Annotated in this window: 19 protein-coding genes, 2 tRNA genes and 1 pseudogene; 6 read left to right on the top strand and 16 right to left on the bottom strand. The window is 50.0% G+C overall.

Going from position 1 to position 23,736, the window contains the following annotated elements; all coding sequences use genetic code 11:
• Window positions 1-755 precede the first annotated feature (755 nt).
• From PG722_RS07645 to PG722_RS07625, 5 genes and pseudogenes are all read right to left on the bottom strand, one after another.
• Complete coding sequence (locus PG722_RS07645; protein WP_110435970.1) at window positions 756-1,766, bottom strand: succinylglutamate desuccinylase/aspartoacylase family protein; 1,011 nt, start codon at window positions 1,764-1,766, stop codon at window positions 756-758.
• Between the two features lie 21 nt (window positions 1,767-1,787).
• Entirely contained in the window at window positions 1,788-3,458 is a 1,671-nt protein-coding gene (locus PG722_RS07640) for a M28 family peptidase (protein WP_118729642.1), read from the bottom strand.
• Between the two features lie 3 nt (window positions 3,459-3,461).
• Complete coding sequence (locus tag PG722_RS07635; RefSeq protein WP_158574692.1) at window positions 3,462-4,658, bottom strand: amidohydrolase; 1,197 nt, start codon at window positions 4,656-4,658, stop codon at window positions 3,462-3,464.
• An 81-nt stretch (window positions 4,659-4,739) separates the two neighbouring features.
• Window positions 4,740-6,143: a YfcC family protein gene (locus PG722_RS07630; RefSeq protein WP_270580176.1), complete on the bottom strand. Its 1,404-nt coding sequence runs from the start codon at window positions 6,141-6,143 to the stop codon at window positions 4,740-4,742.
• A 387-nt stretch (window positions 6,144-6,530) separates the two neighbouring features.
• Window positions 6,531-7,592 (bottom strand): annotated as a pseudogene (locus tag PG722_RS07625) (DinB/UmuC family translesion DNA polymerase); the annotation flags it as partial.
• Window positions 7,593-7,690: 98 nt separating this feature from the next.
• Here PG722_RS07625 and PG722_RS07620 point away from each other — a divergent pair.
• Window positions 7,691-9,355 carry a hypothetical protein gene (locus tag PG722_RS07620; RefSeq protein WP_270580174.1) on the top strand — a complete coding sequence of 555 codons (1,665 nt, stop codon included), beginning with the start codon at window positions 7,691-7,693 and terminating at the stop codon, window positions 9,353-9,355.
• A gap of 51 nt (window positions 9,356-9,406) precedes the next feature.
• On the opposite strand, the gene PG722_RS07615 is transcribed toward PG722_RS07620, so the two are convergent.
• On the bottom strand, window positions 9,407-10,627 hold the full coding sequence (locus PG722_RS07615) for a tyrosine-type recombinase/integrase (RefSeq protein ID WP_270580173.1): 1,221 nt from the start codon (window positions 10,625-10,627) through the stop codon (window positions 9,407-9,409).
• A gap of 97 nt (window positions 10,628-10,724) precedes the next feature.
• Here PG722_RS07615 and PG722_RS07610 point away from each other — a divergent pair, with 97 nt between their 5' ends.
• Window positions 10,725-11,168: an XRE family transcriptional regulator gene (locus PG722_RS07610; RefSeq protein ID WP_270580172.1), complete on the top strand. Its 444-nt coding sequence runs from the start codon at window positions 10,725-10,727 to the stop codon at window positions 11,166-11,168.
• Here the strand turns inward: PG722_RS07610 and PG722_RS07605 are convergent.
• The 4 genes from PG722_RS07605 to PG722_RS07590 all read right to left on the bottom strand — a co-directional run bounded on the left by PG722_RS07605 (window position 11,160) and on the right by PG722_RS07590 (window position 15,284).
• Window positions 11,160-11,717, bottom strand: coding sequence for a recombinase family protein (locus PG722_RS07605; protein WP_270580170.1), 558 nt, complete (start codon window positions 11,715-11,717; stop codon window positions 11,160-11,162). The two genes, PG722_RS07610 and PG722_RS07605, sit on opposite strands and share 9 nt — an antisense overlap.
• A 235-nt stretch (window positions 11,718-11,952) precedes the next feature.
• On the bottom strand, window positions 11,953-12,891 hold the full coding sequence (locus tag PG722_RS07600; RefSeq protein WP_270580168.1) for a class II glutamine amidotransferase: 939 nt from the start codon (window positions 12,889-12,891) through the stop codon (window positions 11,953-11,955).
• 2 nt (window positions 12,892-12,893) lie between these two features.
• The gene (locus PG722_RS07595) at window positions 12,894-13,985 is read right to left on the bottom strand and encodes an amidoligase family protein (RefSeq protein ID WP_270580166.1); all 1,092 of its coding nucleotides are present in this window, start codon (window positions 13,983-13,985) and stop codon (window positions 12,894-12,896) included.
• Window positions 13,986-14,267: 282 nt separating this feature from the next.
• On the bottom strand, window positions 14,268-15,284 hold the full coding sequence (locus tag PG722_RS07590; RefSeq protein ID WP_270580165.1) for a hypothetical protein: 1,017 nt from the start codon (window positions 15,282-15,284) through the stop codon (window positions 14,268-14,270).
• Between the two features lie 59 nt (window positions 15,285-15,343).
• On the opposite strand from PG722_RS07590, the gene PG722_RS07585 reads away from it, so the two are divergent.
• The 4 genes from PG722_RS07585 (at window position 15,344) to PG722_RS07570 (ending at window position 18,987) form a co-directional block, all read left to right on the top strand.
• A complete protein-coding gene (locus tag PG722_RS07585) occupies window positions 15,344-17,149 on the top strand; it encodes a DNA primase family protein (protein ID WP_270580163.1) in 1,806 nt (601 codons plus the stop codon).
• 13 nt (window positions 17,150-17,162) lie between these two features.
• Window positions 17,163-17,459, top strand: a complete 297-nt coding sequence (locus PG722_RS07580) for a hypothetical protein (RefSeq protein WP_110435436.1) — start codon at window positions 17,163-17,165, stop codon at window positions 17,457-17,459.
• A 4-nt stretch (window positions 17,460-17,463) separates the two neighbouring features.
• Window positions 17,464-17,658 carry a helix-turn-helix domain-containing protein gene (locus tag PG722_RS07575; RefSeq protein ID WP_118361125.1) on the top strand — a complete coding sequence of 65 codons (195 nt, stop codon included), beginning with the start codon at window positions 17,464-17,466 and terminating at the stop codon, window positions 17,656-17,658.
• Window positions 17,659-17,808: 150 nt separating this feature from the next.
• Window positions 17,809-18,987: a tyrosine-type recombinase/integrase gene (locus tag PG722_RS07570; RefSeq protein ID WP_270580161.1), complete on the top strand. Its 1,179-nt coding sequence runs from the start codon at window positions 17,809-17,811 to the stop codon at window positions 18,985-18,987.
• 113 nt (window positions 18,988-19,100) lie between these two features.
• On the opposite strand, the gene PG722_RS07565 is transcribed toward PG722_RS07570, so the two are convergent.
• The 6 genes from PG722_RS07565 to PG722_RS07540 all read right to left on the bottom strand — a co-directional run bounded on the left by PG722_RS07565 (window position 19,101) and on the right by PG722_RS07540 (window position 23,033).
• Window positions 19,101-19,191 (bottom strand) — tRNA-Ser (locus tag PG722_RS07565).
• Window positions 19,192-19,257: 66 nt separating this feature from the next.
• Window positions 19,258-19,346 (bottom strand) — tRNA-Ser (locus PG722_RS07560).
• 572 nt (window positions 19,347-19,918) lie between these two features.
• Window positions 19,919-20,269: an arsenate reductase family protein gene (locus PG722_RS07555; protein WP_118729629.1), complete on the bottom strand. Its 351-nt coding sequence runs from the start codon at window positions 20,267-20,269 to the stop codon at window positions 19,919-19,921.
• A gap of 17 nt (window positions 20,270-20,286) precedes the next feature.
• Complete coding sequence (locus PG722_RS07550; RefSeq protein ID WP_270580159.1) at window positions 20,287-21,126, bottom strand: hypothetical protein; 840 nt, start codon at window positions 21,124-21,126, stop codon at window positions 20,287-20,289.
• Window positions 21,127-21,469: 343 nt separating this feature from the next.
• The gene (locus PG722_RS07545) at window positions 21,470-22,696 is read right to left on the bottom strand and encodes a cation:proton antiporter (protein WP_270580158.1); all 1,227 of its coding nucleotides are present in this window, start codon (window positions 22,694-22,696) and stop codon (window positions 21,470-21,472) included.
• Between the two features lie 166 nt (window positions 22,697-22,862).
• A complete protein-coding gene (locus PG722_RS07540) occupies window positions 22,863-23,033 on the bottom strand; it encodes a hypothetical protein (protein WP_270580157.1) in 171 nt (56 codons plus the stop codon).
• Between the last annotated feature and the right edge of the window lie 703 nt (window positions 23,034-23,736).

Below are 23,736 nucleotides of genomic sequence, written 5' to 3'. Positions count from 1 at the left end.
GTCCTTTCGTTTGCGGATATTTCCCTCCCCGTTTGCTCGTCGCTTTGGCATATGTTAAGCAACCAGAGATTACAAGCGGGAATCCTGTCCACAAAAGAGCCAGATCTGGAATATATGTTCCATCGCCATCCACAAAGCAACAAGAGCGGTATATGAGATACAACCTTACCCTACGGAACAATCTCAGTGCAGTCGATCACCAAAAGGGGCCCAATTACCCTCGCACAGGCCCTGCTCCTTGGAAAATGAGCAGATTCATTTTTTATCATCATGCCAGGTATGACCGCCCAAAAGATCAGGCATACTGTAGCAAAGGGGGCCTGCGTATGAGAAAACCAAGCCGCGAGGCTTTGACGAAACGAATCTGGTTTGATTACTTCAATGAGGTCCTTCGCAAACAAAACCTCATTGATTGGAACACCTATCAGAAAATCAAGTTGTCTATCCAACAATAAGAAGCTGTTGATTGCATAAGCTCAAGTCAAAACCACCAGCTAAGCTGGCTGTCAGCATGTCCAGACACCCGGTCATTGTGCTCCATTTTTCCCCGTTTCAGCATCCCTCACCACTCATTTTTCCCGTTTACAAACGAAAAAGCCCAGCTTTCGCTGGACTTTTTCGACAGACTGGGGCATCCAAAAGGGTGCCCTTTTTCATTTCTGCAGGCCATGTACAGCCCACTCTGCTTCTGCCCTGTTCGTATCTAGGATACTCAACTGGCACTTCGATTTGCAGGATGCATGGATCTGGGCGCTTTACTCCCCATCCACAGGCTTGCCAACCATGTATACCCAGCCATGAGGAGGACAGACAGAATATGTCCAGTACCCGATGACCACACCGTCAAAGGGAGCAATGACCCGATCCACTTCCTCTCCGAACAGGTTCGTAATGATGGAAAGCGTGTCGCCCTTACGCACAGAATCCATTGCCTTCTTCACAGGCACATGAATCCCGCCGTTGCGGTTATAGATATAATCAATGTCATAGTGGTGTACGCCCTCATTGGCGGGCACGCTGCCCTCCAGAATCCCCAGCAGGGTCATCACATTGCGAATTCCGGTCTCCAACATCTGCTTGTGCTCATCCCGCTGATACATGCGGGTGCACTGTCCGCCGATCTCGGGTGTAATGCAGGGAATGCCCATCTGATAGGCATACTCATCCTCAATTCCGCTGTTCTCCGCGTAGCGGGTGTTCTTCCACAAGACCTTAAAGCCAAAGCACTGGGCCATTTCACGGGATTTATACGCCACAGGAGACTCCTCTCCGCAGTACAGCACAACAGGCTCCAGATACTCGCTGTTGCCGCCGCCGTGGATGCAGATCACCGCGTCAGCCTTCTTGATGATGTTCTCACAGTACCAGCTGCACACATAAGCCGTCATGGGGCCGGTTCCGCCCGGATAGATGCGATTCAGATCCTGGGGCACAAAGTCCAGGGTATTATAGCGCTTCATTTCGGCAAAGGCCTCTGCATTCAGGGCAGGGATTCCAATGAAGCTTCCCTTCATCTTGGATACATCCAGCCCCTCAAAGGTCTTGATAATTCCCTCAGTACCCTCATACTCGTCGCCGTGGTTGCAGGCATCCACCACCAACGTGGGACCGTCCTGGGCGCCCACCGCCAGCATAATGGGAATATTCACCCATGAACCGTTGGCCCGCTGGGCCAAATGAATAAAACCATATTCCTTGGTGCCCTTCTTTTGGAGTGCCTGGGTAAGATCAAACGATTCGTCATACTCTTTGATATTGGTCTGCATAATCCATATCCCCTTTCTCTATCATACCACACTGTCCGCGTCGCTGTTCAGTGCTTGGACAATGCTTGTGCACTCAGATACAAAGCGGTTCACCTGCCGGCGGAAGGCTGTCCGCCAATACAAAAATTCCTGAGGTGGCAGGTCGTTGCGGTGCTTGCCCCTGACCAGCTGCAGACCGGGCAGCAGGCCCACTGCAAATGTGTTGTCAAAGTGATATTCATCACAGGCACTGCACAGCAGTCTCGTCAGCCGGCCTCCTGCCTCCTTCGCCTGTCTGTCACTGGAAAAGCAGATACGCCTGGCACAGGCCTTGTCCAGCTCCTCCAGTGCCCGTTCTACAGGAGCGAAATCAAAGTCATCGCCGCAATGGGTCCGGATGTCTGCCACAGTATCTCTCATTTGCGCCAGACACCCTGCCGCGTCAAAGGGAAGATGCGCTTCATCAGCAAACTCTTTTACCAGCTCCACCAGCACCCGTGTATCCCTCATCAGAAGCTGGGGGTCCACCTTATCCATGGTATCCTCCACGGAATGCCACCACCAGCCTCCGCCGCTGCCTGCACAGTGCCAGCGGCCACGGTTGGGCGGCGTCTGATAAAAGTCAAAGGACACCTGGATGGGAATGCGCGGCCCGAAAAATGACAGGTCTGATCCCCGCCCCAGCGGGCGGATCACCACCTCAGCCTGCCCGGTGCACCGACGCAGGATATCCCCAAGGGTATCCCCTGCCACACCGGACGTGGAAAACCCGATCTCCTGCGCTCCCATACAGCCGGGAGAGTCCATGTTGACCAGCGCCACACAACGGGCATCCAGGTCCTCAAACTGCTCATCGCAGTACCAAGTGCTCCCGGCATACCGTCCGTTGGAGTGGGCCGGCCACCACGCGATTTTGACACCCCGCCGCAGCTGCTTCTGGGACAGTACCCGTGCCAGTTCCAACACAGCGGCATTCCCGGTGGCATTATCCGTCACACCATAATCCCAGGAGTCATAGTGGCTGCCCACCAGCACATACTCCGGCGTTTCACCGGCCAGCTCGGCTACAGGGATCTGAAGACGCACACATCCACACTGCAGTACGCTGCGCACCGTCGCGGTACGGCTGCAGGCTCCAGGCGTCAGCAAGGGCAGTATGGATTCTCTGTCACAGCTTCTCAGGCCCACCACCGGAAAATCAGGATAGGTTTTTCCGTTTTCAGGCTCCGCGGTGCCCCACACAGGGCTGACCGTCTCGTAGTGAAGCACAGGCTCCTCGCTGGTCCACAGATGGATCAGGCCCTTTACACCGTATCCCCGCAGCTTTTGAACATAGTCCTCATAAAAATTGTCCCCAATCACGATGCAGCCCCGCGCCCCCGCGTACCAATCCTGCTCCTGTCTGGGCTTCAGCTGGTCGTGGGCATGGACATCATAAAACAAGGGGGCGGTCACTCCGTCCGGACAATGGGCGGAGAAGGAACGGGGAAGGGCTTCAAAGGTCTGATCCATCCCCTCTACAGTAACTGACGCTTCTATAGGAGTGGAGACATATCCGTCACACTCATACACGCGGCATGGAATGCCCCATTCCTGCAGCTTCTTGATCAGATAGCCGCAGGCACGGTGCTCATCTTCCGAACCGCCGATGCGCTTCAGCCCGGAAAACACATCCAGTGTCTCCATCAGGCATTCCCGTGAGAGTTCTTCCATTCCTCAATTCTCCTTTTGGTGCGCAAGGAAACACTGGTACACATCCTGCCAGGCAGCCTCATCCGTCACAAGGCGGAAGGCAGCCAGTGCACAGCACACAGCACCGTCATAGATGCCCTGATGAGCCCGCGCCTCTTTCCCGGTCTTTACCCATGCGTCCGTGTGAGGAGGATCATCTGTCTCGATGGTCTTTACCCGCAGGCAGCAGCTGGGCAGCCGGTGGGTCACCGCGCCGAAATCGGTAGAACCGCAGTCCTTCCGGGGCGGAGCAATTCCGTCACACGCAAATTTTTCTGCACACTCCATCAGCAGCGCACCCATGGCATCATTGATGGTGGTGTTGTAAATATGCGCCACAGGGGTAATTTGTACCTGTGTCTGGGTAGCCATGGCAGCAGCCTGGGCAATCTCCCGGGTCCACTGCTCCACGCTCTCCAGATACGCCATGGAGGAGTGGCGGATCTCTACCTTAACCTTGGCAAAATCGGGCACGGAGTTGACTGCCGTCCCCCCAGCCAGCACAATATTGCTCACCCGGCTGGAATCCTTGAGGTGATTGCGCATGAGCCCAAGCCCTGTCTGCAGCATGGTCACCGCATCCACTGCGCTGCGCCCAGCATAAGGCGCAATACCCGCGTGGGCGGTTTTGCCGTGAAATTCCACATCCATCTCGATCAGAGCCAGAGAGGGCGTCTCCAGCTGGGTCAATGTGCTGCCGTGCACCATGAAGGCCACATCAATATGGTCAAACCCGCCGTGGGCGGCCATCTCGTTTTTGCCTCCGTCCAGCGACTCCTCGCTGGGCGTCCCGATCACATGGATCTCAAAGGGCTGGTCCGAAGACTCCAGCACTCCCCGCAGGGCCATTGCCGCGCCGATCATGGCAGGGGTCTGCATATGGTGGGCGCAGCCATGTCCCTGGCCCCGCAGCGCATCATATTCCCCTAAAAATCCTACTGCGCGCCCTCCGGCAGCCCGCCCTCCCTTGTGGCGGTACACGGCACAAAAAGCCGTATCCAGCCCGGCGTAGGGAATGGTTACTTCAAAATCGTGGGCTCGCAGCCACTTTGTCAGCGCAGCTGAGGAGCGGTACTCCTCATAGCCCGGCTCGGCGTAATCAAAAATTTCGTCGCTCAGCGCGCACAGCTGCGGCATCAGCTCTGAAACGATATTCGCAATTTGCTTCTGAATTTCTTCCATGGCATGTCCCATCCTATATCTTTGAAATTTATAATATCCTGCCGTCGCGCCATGCAGTTGCGGCGGCCAGCTCTAAACGGATCAGTAACCGATCACCACAGCCAAAGCCAGGAAGGCCATAGAAACCAGGCTGAGCAAAATCACCAGCTTAATGACGTACTTCAGCCACACGGAATAGGGAATCTTGGACGCAGCCAAAAATCCCAGCATGGTGGACGAAGTGGGGTAGATGGCATTGGTCAGGCCGTCACCCAGCTGGAAGGCCAGCACAGTGCTCTGGCGGGTCAGGCCCACCAGATCGCCCACAGGCGCCATGATCGGCATGGTGGCTGCCGCCTGGCCCGTACCAGAGTTGATGGGCAGGTTGATGATGTTCTGCACCAGGAACATACCGATGATCTTTACCGAGCTGGGCAGTGCCACAATCGCATTGGCCAAGGCATTGATAATGGTATCAATGATCATGCCGTCCACCATAACGGTATTGATCGTACCGGCCACTCCCACAATCATCGCACCGAAGGTGATATTGGCCATGCCCTGCACATACAGATCGCAGATCTTGTTGCCGCTGAACCCGGCCAGAATACCGCATACCACACCCAGCACCAAAAACAAAGTAGCCATTTCGGTGATAAACCATCCCAAGTAGGCCACGCCGTAAATCAAAACGGCAAACGCGATGACAACGGCCAGAAGGATCAGCTTGTGCCGTCCGGTCACTTCAATCGCAGATACATCCACATCCTCCAGGTTGGAATCCTCGTTCCCCATCAGGTTCTTGGAGGGATTCTTCTTTACCTTCTCCGCGTAATGAATAATATACAGGCTGGTCACAACAATAAACGCCACCAGGATAATCCAGCGATACCAGGCTCCGGAGAACATGGGAGTCACACCCGCGATGGACTGAGCCACACCCACATTAAAGGGATTATAGATGCCCGCCGTAAAGCCCACGATGGAGCCCATGGCGATCATGGCTGTACCTGTGATGGTACCATAGCCCACTGCCTTGGCCACTGCAATCCCAATAGGCACAAACACCAGAACCTCCACAGACATTCCCATGGTGAAGCCGCCTACGGCAAAGACCGTAATGAAGATGGGGATGAGCAGCTTTTCTTTTCCCGCAAACATCTTGCCCAGCTTGGCACAAAAGGCGGTGATCATCCCTGTCTGCATAATCAGCTCAAAGGCGCCGCCGATGATGAAAATAAAGAAGATGATCTCGTTTACGCTGGAGCTGCCCAGAGTTCTCACAAAAGCCATGGGGATTTCCAGCGGTGAAACCGGTGACGATTCCACCTGAGTGTATGTACCCGGTACAATCAGCATACGGCCGCTGGCATCCTCCTGGCGCTCAAACTGGCCGGCAGGAATCACGTAGGTCAGCAGGCAGACAACCAACACGATCAGAAACAGAATAATGTACGTGTGGGGCATCTGGATGCCTTTTTTCTTTTTCGACGTTTCAATGGACATTCTTCTCTGCACTCCTCACAATCAAGTGTCTAATAATTATACATTTATTTTTTTCTTTATGCAAGGGCAAATCGAGATTTATCGAGGAATCTGAATTTATCGTAAAAAACTCCCTTGAGCCGCCAGCGGCTCAAGGGAGTCTATGGATGTTTTGACCACTGTATCCACAAAAACTGATTAAAGTTCCAGCCCATTCCACGCTTCTGTCAGCCGACACAGCCGTTACAGAAGCGTGTGTGCTGCTGAAGTTTCCACTGGGCAGGCTGACACGGGCATAGCGGCCATCCCAAATTCAGTGTAAACTCCTCAGCTTGGAAGCGCGCAAAGTTTATCTGCAGCCACAGCAGATTCATCCCGCTGCCGCCTTCTCCTATACGATGTTCCCCCTCACAGACTGAGGGTACAGATGTAACGGATGGGTCGAATATGTCCTGCAACCGTGCGGTCTATGCGCCGATAATTCATAGTTCGTATGGGCACCATCTTCTTAATAGTGAGCATAACCTCCTGCATTTTTCGCTCCCGATCCAGTTCTGCTTGCTCTTGTTTTCGACGAGCCTCAACGGCAGCATAATCGGTGAACAGATCCATCTGCTCAAATTCGCCCTCTCTGGTCATCGCCTCACTCTCTGAAATCACCCGACCCGCAACGATGTTAAGTCGCCGCACCATGAGGTCGGTATTCACAATACGATCAAAGAGCGCTGTAGCTGCCCCCATGATTTTCTTTGTAGAGGAGGTATAATCGTTCAGGCGCTCGGTTCCATGGGCGTGCTTTGGAACCGAGCGGCCATAGTGATCCTTGACTATTGGGCCATGATAACGATTTCGCCGTGCCGGATCAGTTAGGTTCTCAATGTCATAGCCGACCGTCAGAACAATCTGGTCGGTCATCAGCTTCTTACTCACCAAATCCAGTGCCAGTTGCTCTGCCATTTCTCTCAGCACCAACCGAGCCCTTTCTGCGGAATACGGGCAATGCAGAACCTGACCGGAACCAAGGCTGTTTTCACTGGGATGATATGCCTTAACCGCTTGGATGGTACAGGGTTCCCAGCCCCACGAATGGTCAATCAACAACTCAGCGTTTTTCCCAAAGAGCTGGTAAAGAAGATCCTCATTGCATACCGACATTCGCGCAACATCGCCCATGGTAAACATTCCGTGTGCCTCTAACTTCTTGGCGTATCCACGTCCAACCCGCCAGAAATCGGTGAGTGGCTGGTGCGACCACATGGTTTGACGGTAGGTCATCTCATCCAGCTCTGCGATGCGCACGCCGTTCTCATCCGCAGGGATATGTTTTGCCAAGATATCCATTGCGACTTTACATAAATAAAGATTCGTACCAATACCTGCGGTGGCTGTAATTCCGGTATTCTCGATCACATCCAGGATAATTTTCATTGCAAGTTCTCTGGGGGTAAGTTTGTAGGTGGATAGATAATCGCCAAGCTGGACTAGAGCATATTATAGAGAATTCTACGGGCAATAACAATAAAATTTTCGCTGATTTAAGTTATGAAATGCGATTGAATTGTGAAGATTTGAACCGAATTGCTGATGTTCGTGTATATGTCAATGATGTGCTTGAGTCCTCTGTTTACAATAATGGACGAATTTATTTTCCTAGTCGAGGGATAAGCAATAGACGAATTTTTCTAGATTGTTATGGGTTTGCGGAGTTGTCTATTACGCTTATATTAGTAGATGGACAAGAATGTACGCTGAATTCAGAGTATTTACCGATTTTGGTGCGACGAGAGGAACTTAATAATTCGGTAGAAGCAATGGCTAGATTTGTTTATAATAATCAAGAATGGCTTTTGTTAAATGGAGAACTCAAACCGAAAAAACCATCTGGGCTTAAAGAGAATGGGTACCGTAGTCTTGCGACACAGATTTTGTTAGCAGAAGAGATTGCAGCTATATATGAGAGTAGTTATGGATATTTCAAAGCTAATAGCAGATTCAAGTTGGAAAAGATGTCTGTAATTGAGAGACTAGAGCGAATACAATATGTGACGCAGGGAACGCTGTCATATACAGCAACGCATCCAGAGTACTTGCGGCAAGTAAATAGTACGCAAGGTATATTTATTGGAAATCGTGTGTATCAACCACAGAAAACAGAAACTGTTCAAAATACACGCTCATATGATATATATGAGAATAGAGTGATTTTAGCATTTCTAAGGAATATGATTGATTCGGTACAATCTTTGCAAGGATATTGCTGTAATCTATTAAGTAAAATCCCCAATGATGAAGATTATAGCTCAGAGTACATTTATTCATCATTTTTTATGTTTTCTGAAACAAGAAAAATGATAGAAGATGGAAAGACTCAGTTGGAGAAATTGTCTGAAAAATTTACATATTTATGGGGAATGTATAGTGATATTCTTCGTATTCCCCTAGATCAACATATAGTACCCCCTAGACCGACTGCAATTTTTCTCTCCGTTCCACAATATAATCGAATATTCGTTAGAATTCATCAATGGTTTAGTTTTGGAATATATAATTTTTCTAAAGAACATTTTATGCTCTCCTTTATTAAAATTTCAGCTTTGTATGAAAGTTATCTTTTGGCGAAATTCCTTTGCTATTTCAGAGATAGAGGGTATTCATTGGAGTCTTCTAGACGTTGCGTATATCCGGTATCAAAACGATGGAAATACAAAAATACTTCTGTACGAAATACATTTGTATTAAAAAATGGTCAGAAAAGGATTACTTTATATTATCAGCCTGTAATTTTTGATACAGATCAGCGCTCTGTAAATGGTATCGGGTTGTATAGAAATAATTCTATATCTGTGTATGCGGGTAATGAAGATGACTGTAGGCAAGGCGGTCATTACTATGTGCCAGATTTTCTGATTAAAATTGAAGAAAATGGCGATTCCCGATATATGATCGTAGATGCAAAATTTAGTGATTATAGTAGTGTACGACGCTATTATGTAAAAGATTTGGTGTTTAAGTATTTATTTTCAATTAGTCCAATCGAGGAAAATGAATTAGTATGCGGTCTTTGTATTATGTATGGTAAATGCAAGTCTAAGGAACGACTGCAAACAGCATATGATAAGCAAATATTAGGCACTGAAATCTATCCATTTATAGAAATATTCCCCTTAATAGAAGGAATAGATTCTGCAGGACAGTATGAAAAGATGGATCGATTGCTGAAGAAATTACTATAAGATTTAGGCAAAAAAAATAAAGCTGCCCGCTCGGGCAGCTTTATTTCTCTCTCAAAAGAACCGGATCGGCTGACGCAGCGGCGGCTCCATATTATACATATTCGCCATCGTTTGCATTGCGGTCCATTTCTGGTCGGTCAGCACATGAGCATAGGTATCCAGCGTGAATCCAACAGAATAATGTCCCAGCAGGATCGAAAGCGTTTTCGCATCCATTCCCTGTTCCATTGCACGGGTCGCAAAGGTGTGCCGCAGTGCATGAAAGTTGTAGTTCGGCAGATTGGCCGCAGCCAGCATCTTCTGATAATACTCACGCATGAGGCGCGGCTCGACATAGAGGCCGTTCTCCTGCGTAGCAATCAGACCGCTGTCGAAGTAGGCAGTGCCCAGCGTAGCGGCATCCTGCATCTGCACGGTTCGCCAATTCTGGAGGTCCATCACTAGTTCGGGCAGCATGGGGATACTGCGGATGCTGTTCTGCGATTTCGGTGTCTGCGTAACGATCTCGGTTTTGCTGTCGGCCTCGTCATCATCATAGCGCTGTAAACGATTGAGTGTCTGGTTGACATGAAGCATATTCGTATAGAAATCAATATCACACCAGCGCAGGCCGACGACCTCACCCAATCGCAAGCCAGTCACCAAGGTCATCCGCACGAATACGCCATACCGGAACTGATAGCTTGCCTGCACCAAGCGGGCCTGCTGTTCACGGGTCAAAACCTCAATATGCGGTTTGATGAGCGGCGGCAGGCTTACACTGCCGGACGGATTGGAGAGAATCAGTCCCTCTGACTGTGCCTGTGCGAGAGCCTTATGTAAGCACATATTCAGATTGGAAATGGTTTTGGGAGATAAGTTCTCCTGCTCCTGCTTGTAGTTGTAGAATATCTGGAGCGTACGCGGGGTCAGCTCTTTCAGCTTGATAGTGCCGAGCGACGGTTTGAAATGCTTGCGGACATAGGTTTCGTAGCTCTTATAGGTGGACTGCTTGAGCGTGTGCTGCATATAAGTCGTCAGCCAGTTATCCAGCCATTCGCCTACGGTCGTATTGTTCTGTAAATACTGCGGTGTCTGCACCATAGCGACACTCAAAGCGTGCTGTATATCAACAGCTTCATCAAGTGTATCGGCGTACTTGGAAATACGAGTCGATTTACCGGTTTCCATATCTCGGCCGGAGATACGGACTTCATAGCGTCCATTCGGTTTCTGGCGGATACTGCCCTCACCGTTGTGACGCTTTTTCTTAGTCTTCTTATTGTTGTTCATCTGTAATGCCTCCGATGCGGTTTTACTGATGAGTTCAGATCAGATTAGAATTTGATTTTAAGCGGAAAAGGTTCTGTGTTATAATGGGAATCAATAGATGACAGAAACGGTGATACAGATGGAAAAGACCACAGGCGAATTGATGGATATTCTGCGCAGCAAGCCAGATGCAGCAGCCTTTGTTCGGGAGAACGCTGACGAGTTGCAGAATAAAACCATACCGGAGCTGTTAGCGGACTTGCTGGAACGTAAACAGCTGGCAAGAGCGGCAGTAATCCGTGCGGCAGGCTTGGCGCGTACCTATGGCTACCAGCTTTTTGACGGTACTTATACACCGACACGGGACAAGCTGATACAGCTTGCATTTGGCTTTCAGCTTACAGTAGAGGAAACGCAGATGCTTCTCAAAGCCGCAGGCCATGCCGTTCTGTATCCTCGCAATGCGCGTGATGTGGTCATTATAGAGTGCCTGTATCAGCGATGCGGCATCATTGCGTGCAATACCAAATTGGAGGCACAGAACCAGCCGTTGTTAGAGTGAGCGCAGGCTGCGATACAGCGTTGCCTTCTTCACCCCAGTCAGCTCCTCAATCTCCCGAACGGTATACTGTTTGGTATGATAGAGTTTCACGGCCTGCTTGACTTTTTGTGCATTAGTGCGCGGTCTGCCGCCGATGTGGCCGCGTGCTCTGGCGGCATCCAAACCCTCTTTGGTGCGCTCTGCAATCACATCACGCTCGAACTGTGCAACGGCGCTCATCAGCGTAAACAGCAGCTTTCCCGCCGGTGTGGAGGTGTCGATCTGCTCTTTCAGGCTGACCAGATGCACACCGCGTTCACGGAACAGCTCCACCAGTTCGATCAGGTCTTTCGTGCTGCGGCCCAAGCGGGACAGGCTCTCAATTACTACCGTATCGCCCTCCATCATGCGATCTAGCAGTTTGTTCAGTTCCGGACGGTCGCGTTTGGTGCCGGTCATTTTCTCATTGAAAATGTAGTCCACGCCGTACTGTGTCAGCATATCAAGCTGCCGCGCAAGGTTCTGCTGTTCGGTGCTGACACGGGCATATCCGAATTTATAGTGCTTCATATCGTCCTCCTGTTGCAAAAATCTTCGTTTATGAAACAAAAAAATTTGCCCTCGGAATGTGGTATTCCGAGGGCAGTTTTCGTTCCAAAACTCGTTTCAAAATCAATGTGCCGAAAGTCAGGCGTTTTTGAAACTACACATCATCGGTCAGATCGAGCAGATCGTCCAATGCTTCCAGCACTTCACCGAGTACCCAGATTACACTGAATAAGCCCATGTTGTTCGCCCTCCTCTCTTAGTATGCGTATAACAGCTCTCCGGTCATTTCGTGCAGCAGAGTCGGATCGTAGAGCATTTCTTCAATCTCTTCCTCGGAGCAGCCGTAGTCGAGTAATGCCTGAATTTCATCCGCCGTTATGCCGAACGCCTTTGCTACACTGAACAGATCATCGTGGTTCGCAGGCGTGTCCTCGTAGTAACTGCGGTAATATGGATAATGTCGCCACCAATGTTCATAGCTGGTTTTCGGCATAAAGCTGCTAGTAGTGATATGTCCCAATCGGTCGATCTTCAAAATCTCGCCCTCCTTTGGCTCCAGAATGTCAGAGGGTGCGGTCAGCTTTAACTTCTTGATGGTCTTGCACAGGATTTCCTGTGTGGAAGCGTAGAGTAGGTAGCCGTCGTAAAACATGATGCACAGCGGATTATCTCCGACTACGAACCAGATAGAATTGTTCTTATCCAGCACCGTAAACACAAAAGAACCCTCGACCTTTTCAGCCATAGCTTGCAGGCTGTCAAAGTCGAGGGTCTTGTTCTTCTCTAAGAGCTGGACGGCAATGTAGCTGTCTGTTTCTACGCTCGTCAGCGGAAGATTTTCCGTAGCGCGGAGTTCCTTATCGTTCCAGAGAACGCCGTTATGCGCGAGTGCAAAAGCACCGCTGTCAACATGACCAAGGAACGGGTGGTTATTCTGGTTAAACTGTGCATTACCCTGTGTGGTCATACGGGTGTGTCCCATGACAACGTTCACGCCGTGCGGAATATGGATTTTCATTTTCCGAGCGGGAATCGGACGTTTGTAGATACGCAGGCGGCCGTTGAAGTTATACGCGATGCCGGTCGCATCCGTGCCGCGCACCTGACACTCTCTTGCAAGAGTATTCAGAATTTTATTTTTCGTATGGGTGTTGAGCACACCTTTGAAGTCGATTAAGCCGAACAGACTGCACATACTCATTCCTCCTCGCTTGCGGTGACAGGTTCATTGACATACAGGCGGCGTTCCTTGAGATACTGAATGAGTTCCGGTTCCTTGATTTCGTCGAGGAAGTCAAACCAGCTCATGTCCTGCACCTGATAATCGGACAAAGAAACAGCCACCTCGACCAGATGATTTACCATCTGCAAGGTGGCTTTCAGTGTGTTTAACTTCAAGGTTCCGCGGAACATCCGGATTTCTACGGTGTCAGAGTTCGTAAGGTTGACCGCCGTGTAACGTCCGGCGCAAGAGTTCTTCGCGTGGCTCATCTGCTCGGACGGCGTAAGACGGATACCATACCGTGCCGCCCAGCGATTCATCTGCGACTGCGTGCGGCGGCTGAACCGCAGAAGCTCAGCCCAGAATTTCTCTACAAAGTAGAGCAGGCGGGCGATCGCGGCCTCCTGCTGTTCGTAAGTACAGCCAAAAGCCAAGCGCGAAATATGAACGTGTAGGCCGCAGGTGCCGGCGGCATGGCTGAGATACCCCATGCGCTGTGCTTTACAGAGTACCTGTTCCCACGGCATTTCGTTCAGGTGGTATTCCAGCGTCATGGGATGTGTAACAAGTTCAAGACCCTCATCCAGACTGCCATCGGTTTTGATGTACAAGTTTTCGGCGTTTGCGTTGGCAATGTCGAGCAACTTCTGTGCGTTGCTGTTCACCGTGCCGCCCTCGTCAATTTCCAGCTCTACGCCAAAGTGCCGCAGGCCCTTGCCGTGGAACACAAGATCAGGTGTATAGTTGTAGTCGTGAATCGCGCCTTCGTGACCGTCCCAGCAGTCCGAGCAATAGGAATGATCGTCGTCATCGAAGTAAGCATCGTAGCTGCGCAGGATGCAGCCGCAGTCGTGGCAGCGGACATAGTGCTCGTCAAAACAGCCCTCGCAGAGCGTGTGATGATCGTCCTCAATGGCGCTTTCCTGATAGATGCGATCGCCGCAGCGGTCACAGGTTACTGTCAAACGATCTACACAGTCCTCACAGAGCCAGTCGCCCTCTACCTCAAACATTTTGCTGATCGGGTGCTCAGCACCGCAGTTGGCACAAATTCGAGTATCTTTCATTTTGGTTTCCTCCATTCAGTATTTGTTGGGTTATTGATACTTCATGGAGATAATATATAATTGAAAATACGCTTATTTACAGAAATAGTACAAATCCCCCATTTATGCACACATAAATGGGGTAAATCTTCTGTGTTCCGCGTTCCGCGTTCTGACGGTATACTTTTTACACTTATACTTATTATTACTATTATTCTTATTATTACTATTATTCTTATTATACACTGTGGAAAAAGTATCTATGCGGAACGCAGAACGCGGAACAAATTTATTCTTTAAGAACTATTGGAACTGTTTTTTCGTATATTCATAATTTCTTATCATCATATCACGCAACTGCTCTTTATTGAGCGGATCAGAAGCAATTTCATACAACACCTCAAACAACTCTTCATTGCTAAAAATCAAATCCCAAATGACATGATATTTATGCTCTCCAGCTAATGAAGTTTTTTTATGAAATGTTAATCTGCGCTTAAACTTTTTTTGTTCATCCGGTGTAAGTTGCTCTGGATTATCGGTATATTTCTTTTGCAATTTCCAACACTTAATAAAGTTTTTCTGTTCTTCAAGTTCTGCGTGCGCTATATGATAAAAAATATCAGAATATATTGATTCTACTTTTTCGTTATTCCCTTGAGTATTTACTAAACCATCCTCTTTCTCAATAAATTCTTGAATAGTAACCTGTTCTTTCTTCCTTTGCTCCTCTTTTACCTTATCCGATGGTCGACCTGAAACAATAATAGGCTCAAACAGTAATATATCACTTCTTTCAATAGTATCATCGTTATTCGTACGAACTACACGAGGACAATCTACCTGTCCTCCCAGATATTCAGCACTAACCCCAAATACCTTTGCAGCCCCACGACATATCCATTCAGATTTACTCTTCCCCTGTTCAACCTTCCACAACGACTGCTTCAATGCATCAACCCTTTTCTCCTCTTCCGATAACTCCTTTATCCTCGCCGCAACTTTGTCATTGGAGATATTTTTCTCTTCTCTTAACATCCTGTACCGTTCGCTAAAAGTCTTTGCATCAATCTGTAATTTTGTCGGAACCGCTACTCCTATATTACGCGACTTTGCTTGTAATTCTGGTATTAAACAAGGTTTTCCTTTTTCGTTATTTTCATCAACAGCCGCTTCGCTTTCTGCCGCATCTTGCTTGTTTTCCATCTCGCTGTCATCAATAATCTCATCTGGATTGACAGCATTTTTTTCGCTATTCTGACACTTATCGCCCTCACCGTTATCTGCCATTTTCTGCTTTTCTTCTTCATTACCCAGCATAATTTTAGCTTCCTTCAACTTTTAAAAAAATTACCTTTTATGCGAGCACTGTAAACTTTTTGAGCATCACAATTATTACTGTTGCCACTTTATTTTTATCACACGCCGCACACATCCAAAAAAGTTTCAAAAATCATCGTTTTTCGCGTTTTTCACAATTTGCAAACCACATATCACATCATGTAATATATAGCACGAAGAGGCCTCTAACACCAAAACAAGGAGGTATTCCTACGACATCAAACAATTACCCACTGGACAAAAACGGATACGCTATTCCCATCCTCTTTGATGCGATCAACTTCGGAAGCAACAAAGCAATACCCGCCGATTCACCGACAGCATCGCCAGAAGATGTGATGAACAATGTCCTGTCTGCATTTTGTTCCAATTCCTCTGATATTACTATATCACAACAGGAGTGTGCCAACAATACAGACAGTCCCGAGAAGGCTATATCCGTTCCCGCTCTGGCACCAGTTTCCTGTGCACCTGCACAGCAGGCAGCAGTTTCGATTCCACAGAATCAGCCTGCGCCAACGGAAACAGCCGTTTGTCCACCCGTAATAGAGCGTCCCAAAGCGGCTAATGCAGCGGCAATCGCCAAACGCATCGACTCGACCGGTAAAATCCGAATCTATCAAGAGCACGTTTACTGGTACGAGAACGGCTGGTATCATCTGCTGCAGACCGGTGAACTGCGCCGCCTGATGCGTTCTCTCTGTACTGCCGACATTGAAAAACACAGCAGCAAGCGGGTTTTCGAGGACATCGAAGTCTTCCTGCTCAGCAATTCCAAGCTGCTTGCTGAACCACCAGGCAACCATTCGCTGCTCTGCATCCAGAACGGTATCTATGATATGGTATCGAACACCATATCACCACATACTCCTGCCTGCTTTTTCACGCATTGTCTGAATGTATCGCTGCCTACTCTGTGCCATGGTACGCCGCACTTTGACAATTTCATAGGTTTTATCACCGGAAATGATTACGCTCTGCAAATGCGTATCTGGCAAATGCTCGGCTATATTTTTGCCTGTGATACCGATGGTAAGGTATTCTTCCTGCTGCAAGGTGTCAGCAACAGCGGCAAAAGCGTGCTGCTTGAGCTGCTGCGCTCTATGTTCAATCCCGAAGCTGTGAGCACACTTGATCTTTACCGTCTTGGCGATCGTTTTTCCGGTGCAGCCCTGATTGAAAAGAAGCTCAATATCTGCGGTGATCTTCCTAATCGTACGCTCTCGGCACAGGCCGTTGCAACGCTTAAACAGATCACAGGACGCGATCTTATGACAGTGGAGGAAAAGTATAAGCCGCTTGCAACCATGGCACCAGCGATCAATCTCGTGTTCGCATCGAACTTTCCGATTCGGATGGCCGAAGAAGATACGGCGCTGTTATCCCGCATGGTGGTGATACCTTTTCGGTTCTCTATCCCTACGGAACAGCAGGATCATCTACTCACGCAGAAAATCCTCGCCGAGCGGGACGGCATCTTTCTCCGCGCAATCCACGCATATCACCGTCTGCTTGCGGACAAGTACATTTTTGCAGGACAGGCTTTAGTCGATCAACTGTTATCCCAGTCCTATGCATCGCCTGTGGCCGAGAACCATAATATCGCTGCATTTCTAAATGATTGCTGTATCCTGACCGGTGACAACAGCTTTACTTCTACACAAGACCTGCATGAAGCCTGCACCGCCTATTGCGTGAAACACGACTTGCCGATCATAACCGATCGGACACGCTTTTCGCGCATACTGCGCAGCCAGCTTGCGAATAAAGTCGAGCCGAAAAAAATACGGATCGGTGACAAGACCCACAATGGGTACATTGGAATTAAACTATCGAACCAATAAGGAGAAACAAATTATGGGTAAGCATAAAAATAACTATAAAAGCAAAAATGGCCGCTACTATGTTCTCAAGGGCAGCAATGCCGTTATGATCGCCTACAACTGGGATCAGGCAAACGAATGTTTCCAGAAGTACATCTGCTCTCCTAAACGTCAAATCTCACATTGCTCTTACTTAGACGCACAGCACGATGCGCTGAACCACCTAAGAGAGATTGCACCCGGTCTTCCTATTCCACTCGAACTGCCGCTTGGCCGTATTATCACGGTCCGGTCGCTCATGCAGCAGTACTTAGGCAATACGGAGGTCTGATTCTATGACAGCACAAGTAAAATGTATCACCTTATCCGCCCGTGATCTGGCTGAACTGCTCGGCATAAGCCGTAGCGCTGCCTATGCGCTCTTTCACCGCGAGGATTTCCCAACACTCAAAATAGGCCGCCGCCTGCTTGTAACACACGATGCACTGATGCAATGGCTCAAAGAGGACGCCGCCAAGAAAAGTGCCTGAATATGCAGCAGAGGGCAAGGTCTAAAACCTTACCCTCATCTTATCTCACGCACAGCATTTATCCCCAGCTTGTGCAAAACTTGCATACCTGTGCTATACTATTTACATACAACCGAACTGTATGTGCCGGAAAGGAGTATTCTTTTACTTGTGGCACGAAAAAATAAAAAGCGTGAAGCCGGAAGCGGCTCTATTACCAAGCGGAAAGACGGCCGCTGGCAGGGTCAGTATGTGTCCGGTTACGATCCGGAAACCGGAAAGCCTCGTCGTCATACCATTTACGGCCAAACACAGAAAGAAGTCGCAGAGAAACTGCGTGCTGCAACCTCCAGTATTGACAACGGCGCCTTTCAGGAACCGCGTAAAATCACGGTAGCCGAATATGCCGCAGAATACATGGCAACTCATGTTGCCACGCTGACCGATTCCACACAGCGCAGTTACGAGAAAAATCTTCGGCTGCATATTCTTCCCGCACTGGGTACTCGCCGTTTGACCGACCTCACCCACCGCGAGGTACAGCGCTTTGCTTCGTCTTTAGGCGCAGGCGGTAAAGGGCTTGCCCCCAAGACTGTACACACCGTATTCGGCACGCTGCACGCCCTGTTGACCGCTGCACAGCGCGATGAGATCTTACAGCGCAATGTTGCCGACTTCTGTTCTCTGCCGCGTGTAACGCAAACCCGCGCCAAAGCGATCACCTCTGCCGAGCTGAATCAGTTTCTCGATCTGATTCGCAAGGACGAATTCTATTATCTGTTCTTCCTCGATATTTTCTCCGGTATGCGCCAGTCCGAAATTCTCGGCTTGCGCTGGGCTGACATTGACTGGGACCGGAACAGCCTTGTTGTACGCAAGCAGCTCCAGCAGAAATGCAAGAAAGGTGATTACAGTTATACGCTCATTGACCCGAAAGAGAACAAGCAGCGGCGTATTATTCTGGCGGAAACGGCTATGCTTACGCTTCAGAAGCAGCGCACCAAGCAGCAGCGTCAGCGTTTAGCCGCCGGACCGCTGTGGAACAATCCGTTTGATCTGGTTTTCACCAATGAATTTGGCCGCGCACTCAACCACCAGACCGTATACAAGCACCTCAAGCGTCTGCTGCGTTCCTGCGGTATGGGGGATTATACGTTTCATTCTCTGCGCCACTCATTCGCTACGATTTCGCTGGAAAACGGCGATGATATTAAGACCGTGCAGACGAATTTAGGTCACAGTACAGCTTCGTTTACGCTGAAAACCTACGCTCATGTCAGTGACCAAATGCAGCGCAGCAGTGCCGCCCGTATGGAGGAGCTGATCTCCAGTTTGGGAGCCGTAAATTAGCCCATTGCTGTCACGATTGCTGTCAAGAAAAATTAAGTCATTCTAAAAGTTATCGTTTTCTATCTATAAATGCAGAAAAGCTGCACTTTTCGCAATAAAAAGTGCAGCTTCCATGGCGGAGACAGAGAGATTTGAACTCTCGCGCCGATTTCTCGACCTACTCCCTTAGCAGGGGAGCCCCTTCACCAGCTTGGGTATGTCTCCATGTCAAGGTGTTAAGTTGTGCGCGGAGTTATTCTCGATCGAACCCTCCGCGCGCAATCTCGTGATTGGCGGAACGGGTGGGATTCGAACCCACGCGCCCTTTCGGACAAACGGTTTTCAAGACCGCCTCGTTATGACCACTTCGATACCGTTCCGTATCTTGCCCGATAAGCAAGATATATTTTACACCAGATCCTCGTGTTTGTCAACACATATGTGAACATTTGTTCTCACTTTTTTCTTATCACAATTTCATGCAGAGATGCGACGCTCGCCGCGGGAGCAAAAAGGGTAGACACCTGCGGTTTCTACCCTCTTTGAACACCCGTTTCCCTTGGTAGCCTACCTTGGGTGCAGATGGTAGACTGCGTAAGCAGGAAAAGGAGTACGGCAGAGGATTTTTTCTTCCGCGTTGTATCCGCATATTCGCATTTCGCTTACCGTACTGCTACACAGGTCGGCTACTCTACGCAGGCGCGGCACAAGGTGAATTGCCCGAAGGGCAAGAGAAAGTACTCTGAAGTATGACAGTGCCGCGCAACTCGTTGGTTTGTGCAGATTATCCATTTCCTGCGGGTATAATCACTGCTCGGTGTTAAATCTCTCCACTCTTAATTCTCCATTTTCAATTCTCAATTTCCAACTCCTCACTCCTAACTCTCCACTCTTAACTCATATTGCCAACAAAAAAACAGCCGAACCACAAGGGTTCGTCTGTTTTTGTGCCTTATTTCAGCTTTTCTTCCCACTCTTTTACCTTAAAACCCGGAAGAGCAAAGTCCTCTCCAATGAGCAGCGGGCGCTTGACCAGCATGCCATCGGTCGCGAGCAGCGCATACTGCTCGTCCTCGGTCATGGCCGGCAGCTTGTCTTTGAGTCCCAGCGCCTTATACTGCAGGCCGCTCGTATTAAAGAACCGCTTAAGCGGCAGACCGCTCTTTTCATGCCACGCACGCAGCTCCTGCTCGGTCGGATTGTCCTGCTTGATATCACGCTCGTCAAACGCCACGCCGCGCTCCTGCAGCCACGCCTTCGCCTTCTGGCAGGTCGAGCACTTGGGATAGCATACAAACAGCATTTCGTTGTCCTCCTCTGTTAATCCTCAGCTGCCGTCTGCGCCACGTTCGAACGACACAGGCAGAACAGCTCAGCAGCCAGCATAACGCACGCTGCTGCAGCCAGAATGCCGCGCAGCACCATTTTGATCGACCACATGGACGGGATGCCCATCAGCATAGCCAGACCGTAGCCGCCGATATCCGACACCGACATGGTGACCGCCACTGCGGTAAAGAACGCCAGCATAGCCGGAGCCGGCTTGCCAAACAGCAGACGCGCCAGCTCATAAAACGCCAACACAATCATCACATCCGCTACCAGTCCAAAGCCAAACGACGCCAGCTTCGGATCGGTGCAGGTCATGCGGTAGTTGACCAGCAGATGCAGGCAGCTCCAGAACAGCGGTACGAGCGTCATTGCGGCGCTCTTTTCCGTCATCTGTACGCCCTGTGCCTTGGCCAGACCAATCATGCAGCCGCCGGTCAGCACGCCCATGATTGCGTAGACGATCTCCAGAACACGCGCCCATGCAGCCACGTCCTGCTCTGCCGTGGTGATGGTCAGATACAGGTAACCCAGACTGCCCCCCGCTACAATCAGTCCCGCAACGACAGCCGCCATGCGGAACAGCGCCTCCTTCGTGCCGAGCAGCTGCTCAAACGGTACCTTATTGCGCGTCTTAAGCGGCAGCGCCAGCACAGCATACACGATTGCACTGATAGCGAACAGCGCGATCACGAACCAGATCCATTTATCGCCTGCCGTCGGCAAGCCGGTGCTTACGTCAAAACCGTTCAGCAGGTGCAGCGCGCGCAGCGCAATCCCCGGAACGCACAGCACGACCGCCAGAATCGGCAGAAGCTTCGTTGCTTTCATGTTGTTTCCTCCAGTAAGAGATAGTATTAAACGCTACTATTATAGCATACTTGCCGCAAGGCTTCAATACAGCGAATAATTGATATTTGCATATAAAAACAACCGCCTGTTCAAAACAGACGGTTGTTTCGCGCATTGCGCGTGTTCAATAGACTGTGCCGTGCAAATTCCAAAAATCCGGGAGCATGTACCGGCGCAGCGCGGCCGAGAAGCCGCGCAAGGATAGCGCAGGATTTTTGACTTTGAGAGGGAGAAAATTTCCGTACGGGAACTTTCAGACAACTTTGGAACAGCCTGCGGTCCGTTCCTGCTTGCCGGCGGAGCCGTGGTTCTGCGACAGCAATCAGTGCTGGCTTACCTTGGGCATCTGCACCTTTTCCTGTGCATTGAACTCCGTGTTTGCCGGAGTCTGCTTGCTCATGCCGAGCTTGAGCAGAATCGGCGTTACCAGCGTAGTAACGATAACGACCAGTACGATCGGCGGGAACATGTGCGGGTCGATCAGACCGGCCTGCTCGCCCTTCTGTGCTACGATCAGCGCAACCTCACCGCGGGATACCATGCCCAGACCGATGGAGAATGCATCATAGGTCTGGAAGCCCATGACGCGGGCACCGAGACCACAGCCGATGATCTTGGTCAGGATTGCAACGATGGTCAGTACCACTGCGAAGATCGCCATGGTGCTGGTCAGACCTTCCAGGTTGGTCTTAATACCGATGGAAGCGAAGAACAGCGGAGAGAACAGCATGTAGCCGAGCACGTTGGTCTTGCTTGCAACATAGTCGCGCGCAGAGGACAGACGGCACATTACGATGCCTGCGAAGTATGCACCGGTAATATCTGCAATACCGAAGTAACGCTCCGCAACGTAACTCATCAGGAATGCGAATGCAACCGCATAGATCGCGATACGGCGATGACGATGCCACTTTTCCTCCATCTTGAGGAATACGCGGTACATAACGATACCAACAACCAGCACAAAACCGAAGAACGCAACGATGCGGCCGAGCACCAGAACCGGCTTTACCGACGGGTCAGTCAGTGCGGTCAGGACGGTCAGTACCACGATACCGAGGATATCGTCGATAACGGCCGCGCCGAGAATGGCCGTGCCGACTTTACTTTTCAGCTTGCCCATCTCACGCAGGGTCTCAACGGTGATCGAAACCGAGGTAGCGGTCAGAACGACACCGATGAAAGCAGCCTTCAACATGTTCATCGGGTCGGTCGGATCATTATCGAACGCCAGATAGCATGCAACGCCACCGATCAGCGGCACGACAACACCGATCAGCGCGATAACGAAGGACGCAAAACCGGTGGTTTTCAGCTCGTCCAGATCGGTATCCATGCCTGCGTTGAACATCAGGATGATTACGCCGATCTCAGCAGCCTTTACCAGAAAATCCGTTTCGCCTACCCAGCCGAGGCAGCTCGGGCCGACCAGCACACCAGCAATCAGTGCACCGACAACCTGCGGCATATGCACGCGCTCCGAAGTAAGGCCGAATACCTTTGTGAACAACATGATGATCGCAATCGTCAACAGAAAGTCATATGACATTGTTCCCACCCTTTCTTAATGTGATAACCTTTTGCATAGAATATTATACTCTTTTTCGCGCAAAGAACCAGCTAAGATTTCAATTTTTACTCCGTGATTTTGAACGAAATTACCAAACAGCGCATTCAATCTCTGTGCACTCTGCCAGTTTCGCTATTTTCTGACATTATTCAGCAAATCCTTCCGAAATCGCCTGTTCCTCCTCATCAGCCGCGTGCGTGCGCGCGCCCATGCGGCTGCGGAATGCGGCGCAGCAGAACGGACCGACCACGAAAATCCGCAGCGGATACGCCAGCAGAAAGCCTAACTCGTCTAACTTGGATTGTTTTTTCTGCACCGTCTATGCCGCAAGGCAAAAAAAGAACGCCTTGCGAGCATAAGCTTGCAAGGCATTGAAATTTCAATTTTTTCCATTATATCATATTGTGTGGAAATTTCAAGTGTTTTTCTTCGCCTATTCCTATTATATATAGCCGCCGCTTGAGAAGCGAACGAAATGTGCGCTGACGCCGCGCGGGCGCACAAGAGGATAGACACCTGCGGTTTCCACCCTCTTGTGTATCTCCCCTTTCCCTTAGAGGGTCTGGCGCAGACCAGAGACCGGCGACCGCTCCGAAATGGGGGAACGGCAGTCGGGTTACCGTTGCGTGTCTTTCGTGAAATATTCGTAGTTCACAGATAGATTACTGCTACACAGGTGGTTTACTCTACGCAGGCGCGGCATGACCGTGCCGCGCAATTCGTTAGCGCGTTATGATAGACAGCACCTACGAGGATAAATTGTACCAAACGTCTAAATTCGTAGGTGCCGTGCGGTACAACGTGCCAAGGATTTGCGCGGCACTGCTATGCCGCGCTCTGCGCAGAGTAGCCCCTATGTGTAGCAGTACGCTGTCTGTGAACTGCGAATAGGTTGCAAAACAAACGCTGCGGTAACCCGACTGCCGTTCCCCTCTTTCGGAGCGGTCGCCGGTCTCTGGTCTGCGCCAGACTATCTAATAAGGGAAAGGCAGGAGTTCAAAGAGGAAGGAAAACCGCAG

The organism is Butyricicoccus sp. OF27-2pH9A, assembly GCF_027693185.1.
GTDB classification, from domain to species: Bacteria; Bacillota; Clostridia; order Oscillospirales; family Butyricicoccaceae; genus Agathobaculum; species Agathobaculum butyriciproducens.
The sequence above is the reverse complement of the archived record's forward strand: the minus strand, read 5'-3'. Positions and strand labels throughout refer to the sequence as shown.

Coding starts and splice junctions, on each gene's coding strand:
- PG722_RS07605 (WP_270580170.1), bottom strand. CDS start 11,717: ATGAAGCACTATAAATTCGGATATGCCCGTGTCAGCACCGAACAGCAG.
- PG722_RS07580 (WP_110435436.1), top strand. CDS start 17,163: ATGGGTAAGCATAAAAATAACTATAAAAGCAAAAATGGCCGCTACTAT.
- PG722_RS07595 (WP_270580166.1), bottom strand. CDS start 13,985: ATGAAAGATACTCGAATTTGTGCCAACTGCGGTGCTGAGCACCCGATC.
- PG722_RS07555 (WP_118729629.1), bottom strand. CDS start 20,269: ATGCTGTTTGTATGCTATCCCAAGTGCTCGACCTGCCAGAAGGCGAAG.
- PG722_RS07640 (WP_118729642.1), bottom strand. CDS start 3,458: ATGGAAGAACTCTCACGGGAATGCCTGATGGAGACACTGGATGTGTTT.
- PG722_RS07575 (WP_118361125.1), top strand. CDS start 17,464: ATGACAGCACAAGTAAAATGTATCACCTTATCCGCCCGTGATCTGGCT.
- PG722_RS07610 (WP_270580172.1), top strand. CDS start 10,725: ATGACAGAAACGGTGATACAGATGGAAAAGACCACAGGCGAATTGATG.
- PG722_RS07550 (WP_270580159.1), bottom strand. CDS start 21,126: ATGAAAGCAACGAAGCTTCTGCCGATTCTGGCGGTCGTGCTGTGCGTT.
- PG722_RS07590 (WP_270580165.1), bottom strand. CDS start 15,284: ATGCTGGGTAATGAAGAAGAAAAGCAGAAAATGGCAGATAACGGTGAG.
- PG722_RS07635 (WP_158574692.1), bottom strand. CDS start 4,658: ATGGAAGAAATTCAGAAGCAAATTGCGAATATCGTTTCAGAGCTGATG.
- PG722_RS07615 (WP_270580173.1), bottom strand. CDS start 10,627: ATGAACAACAATAAGAAGACTAAGAAAAAGCGTCACAACGGTGAGGGC.
- PG722_RS07600 (WP_270580168.1), bottom strand. CDS start 12,891: ATGTGCAGTCTGTTCGGCTTAATCGACTTCAAAGGTGTGCTCAACACC.
- PG722_RS07545 (WP_270580158.1), bottom strand. CDS start 22,696: ATGTCATATGACTTTCTGTTGACGATTGCGATCATCATGTTGTTCACA.
- PG722_RS07630 (WP_270580176.1), bottom strand. CDS start 6,143: ATGTCCATTGAAACGTCGAAAAAGAAAAAAGGCATCCAGATGCCCCAC.
- PG722_RS07645 (WP_110435970.1), bottom strand. CDS start 1,766: ATGCAGACCAATATCAAAGAGTATGACGAATCGTTTGATCTTACCCAG.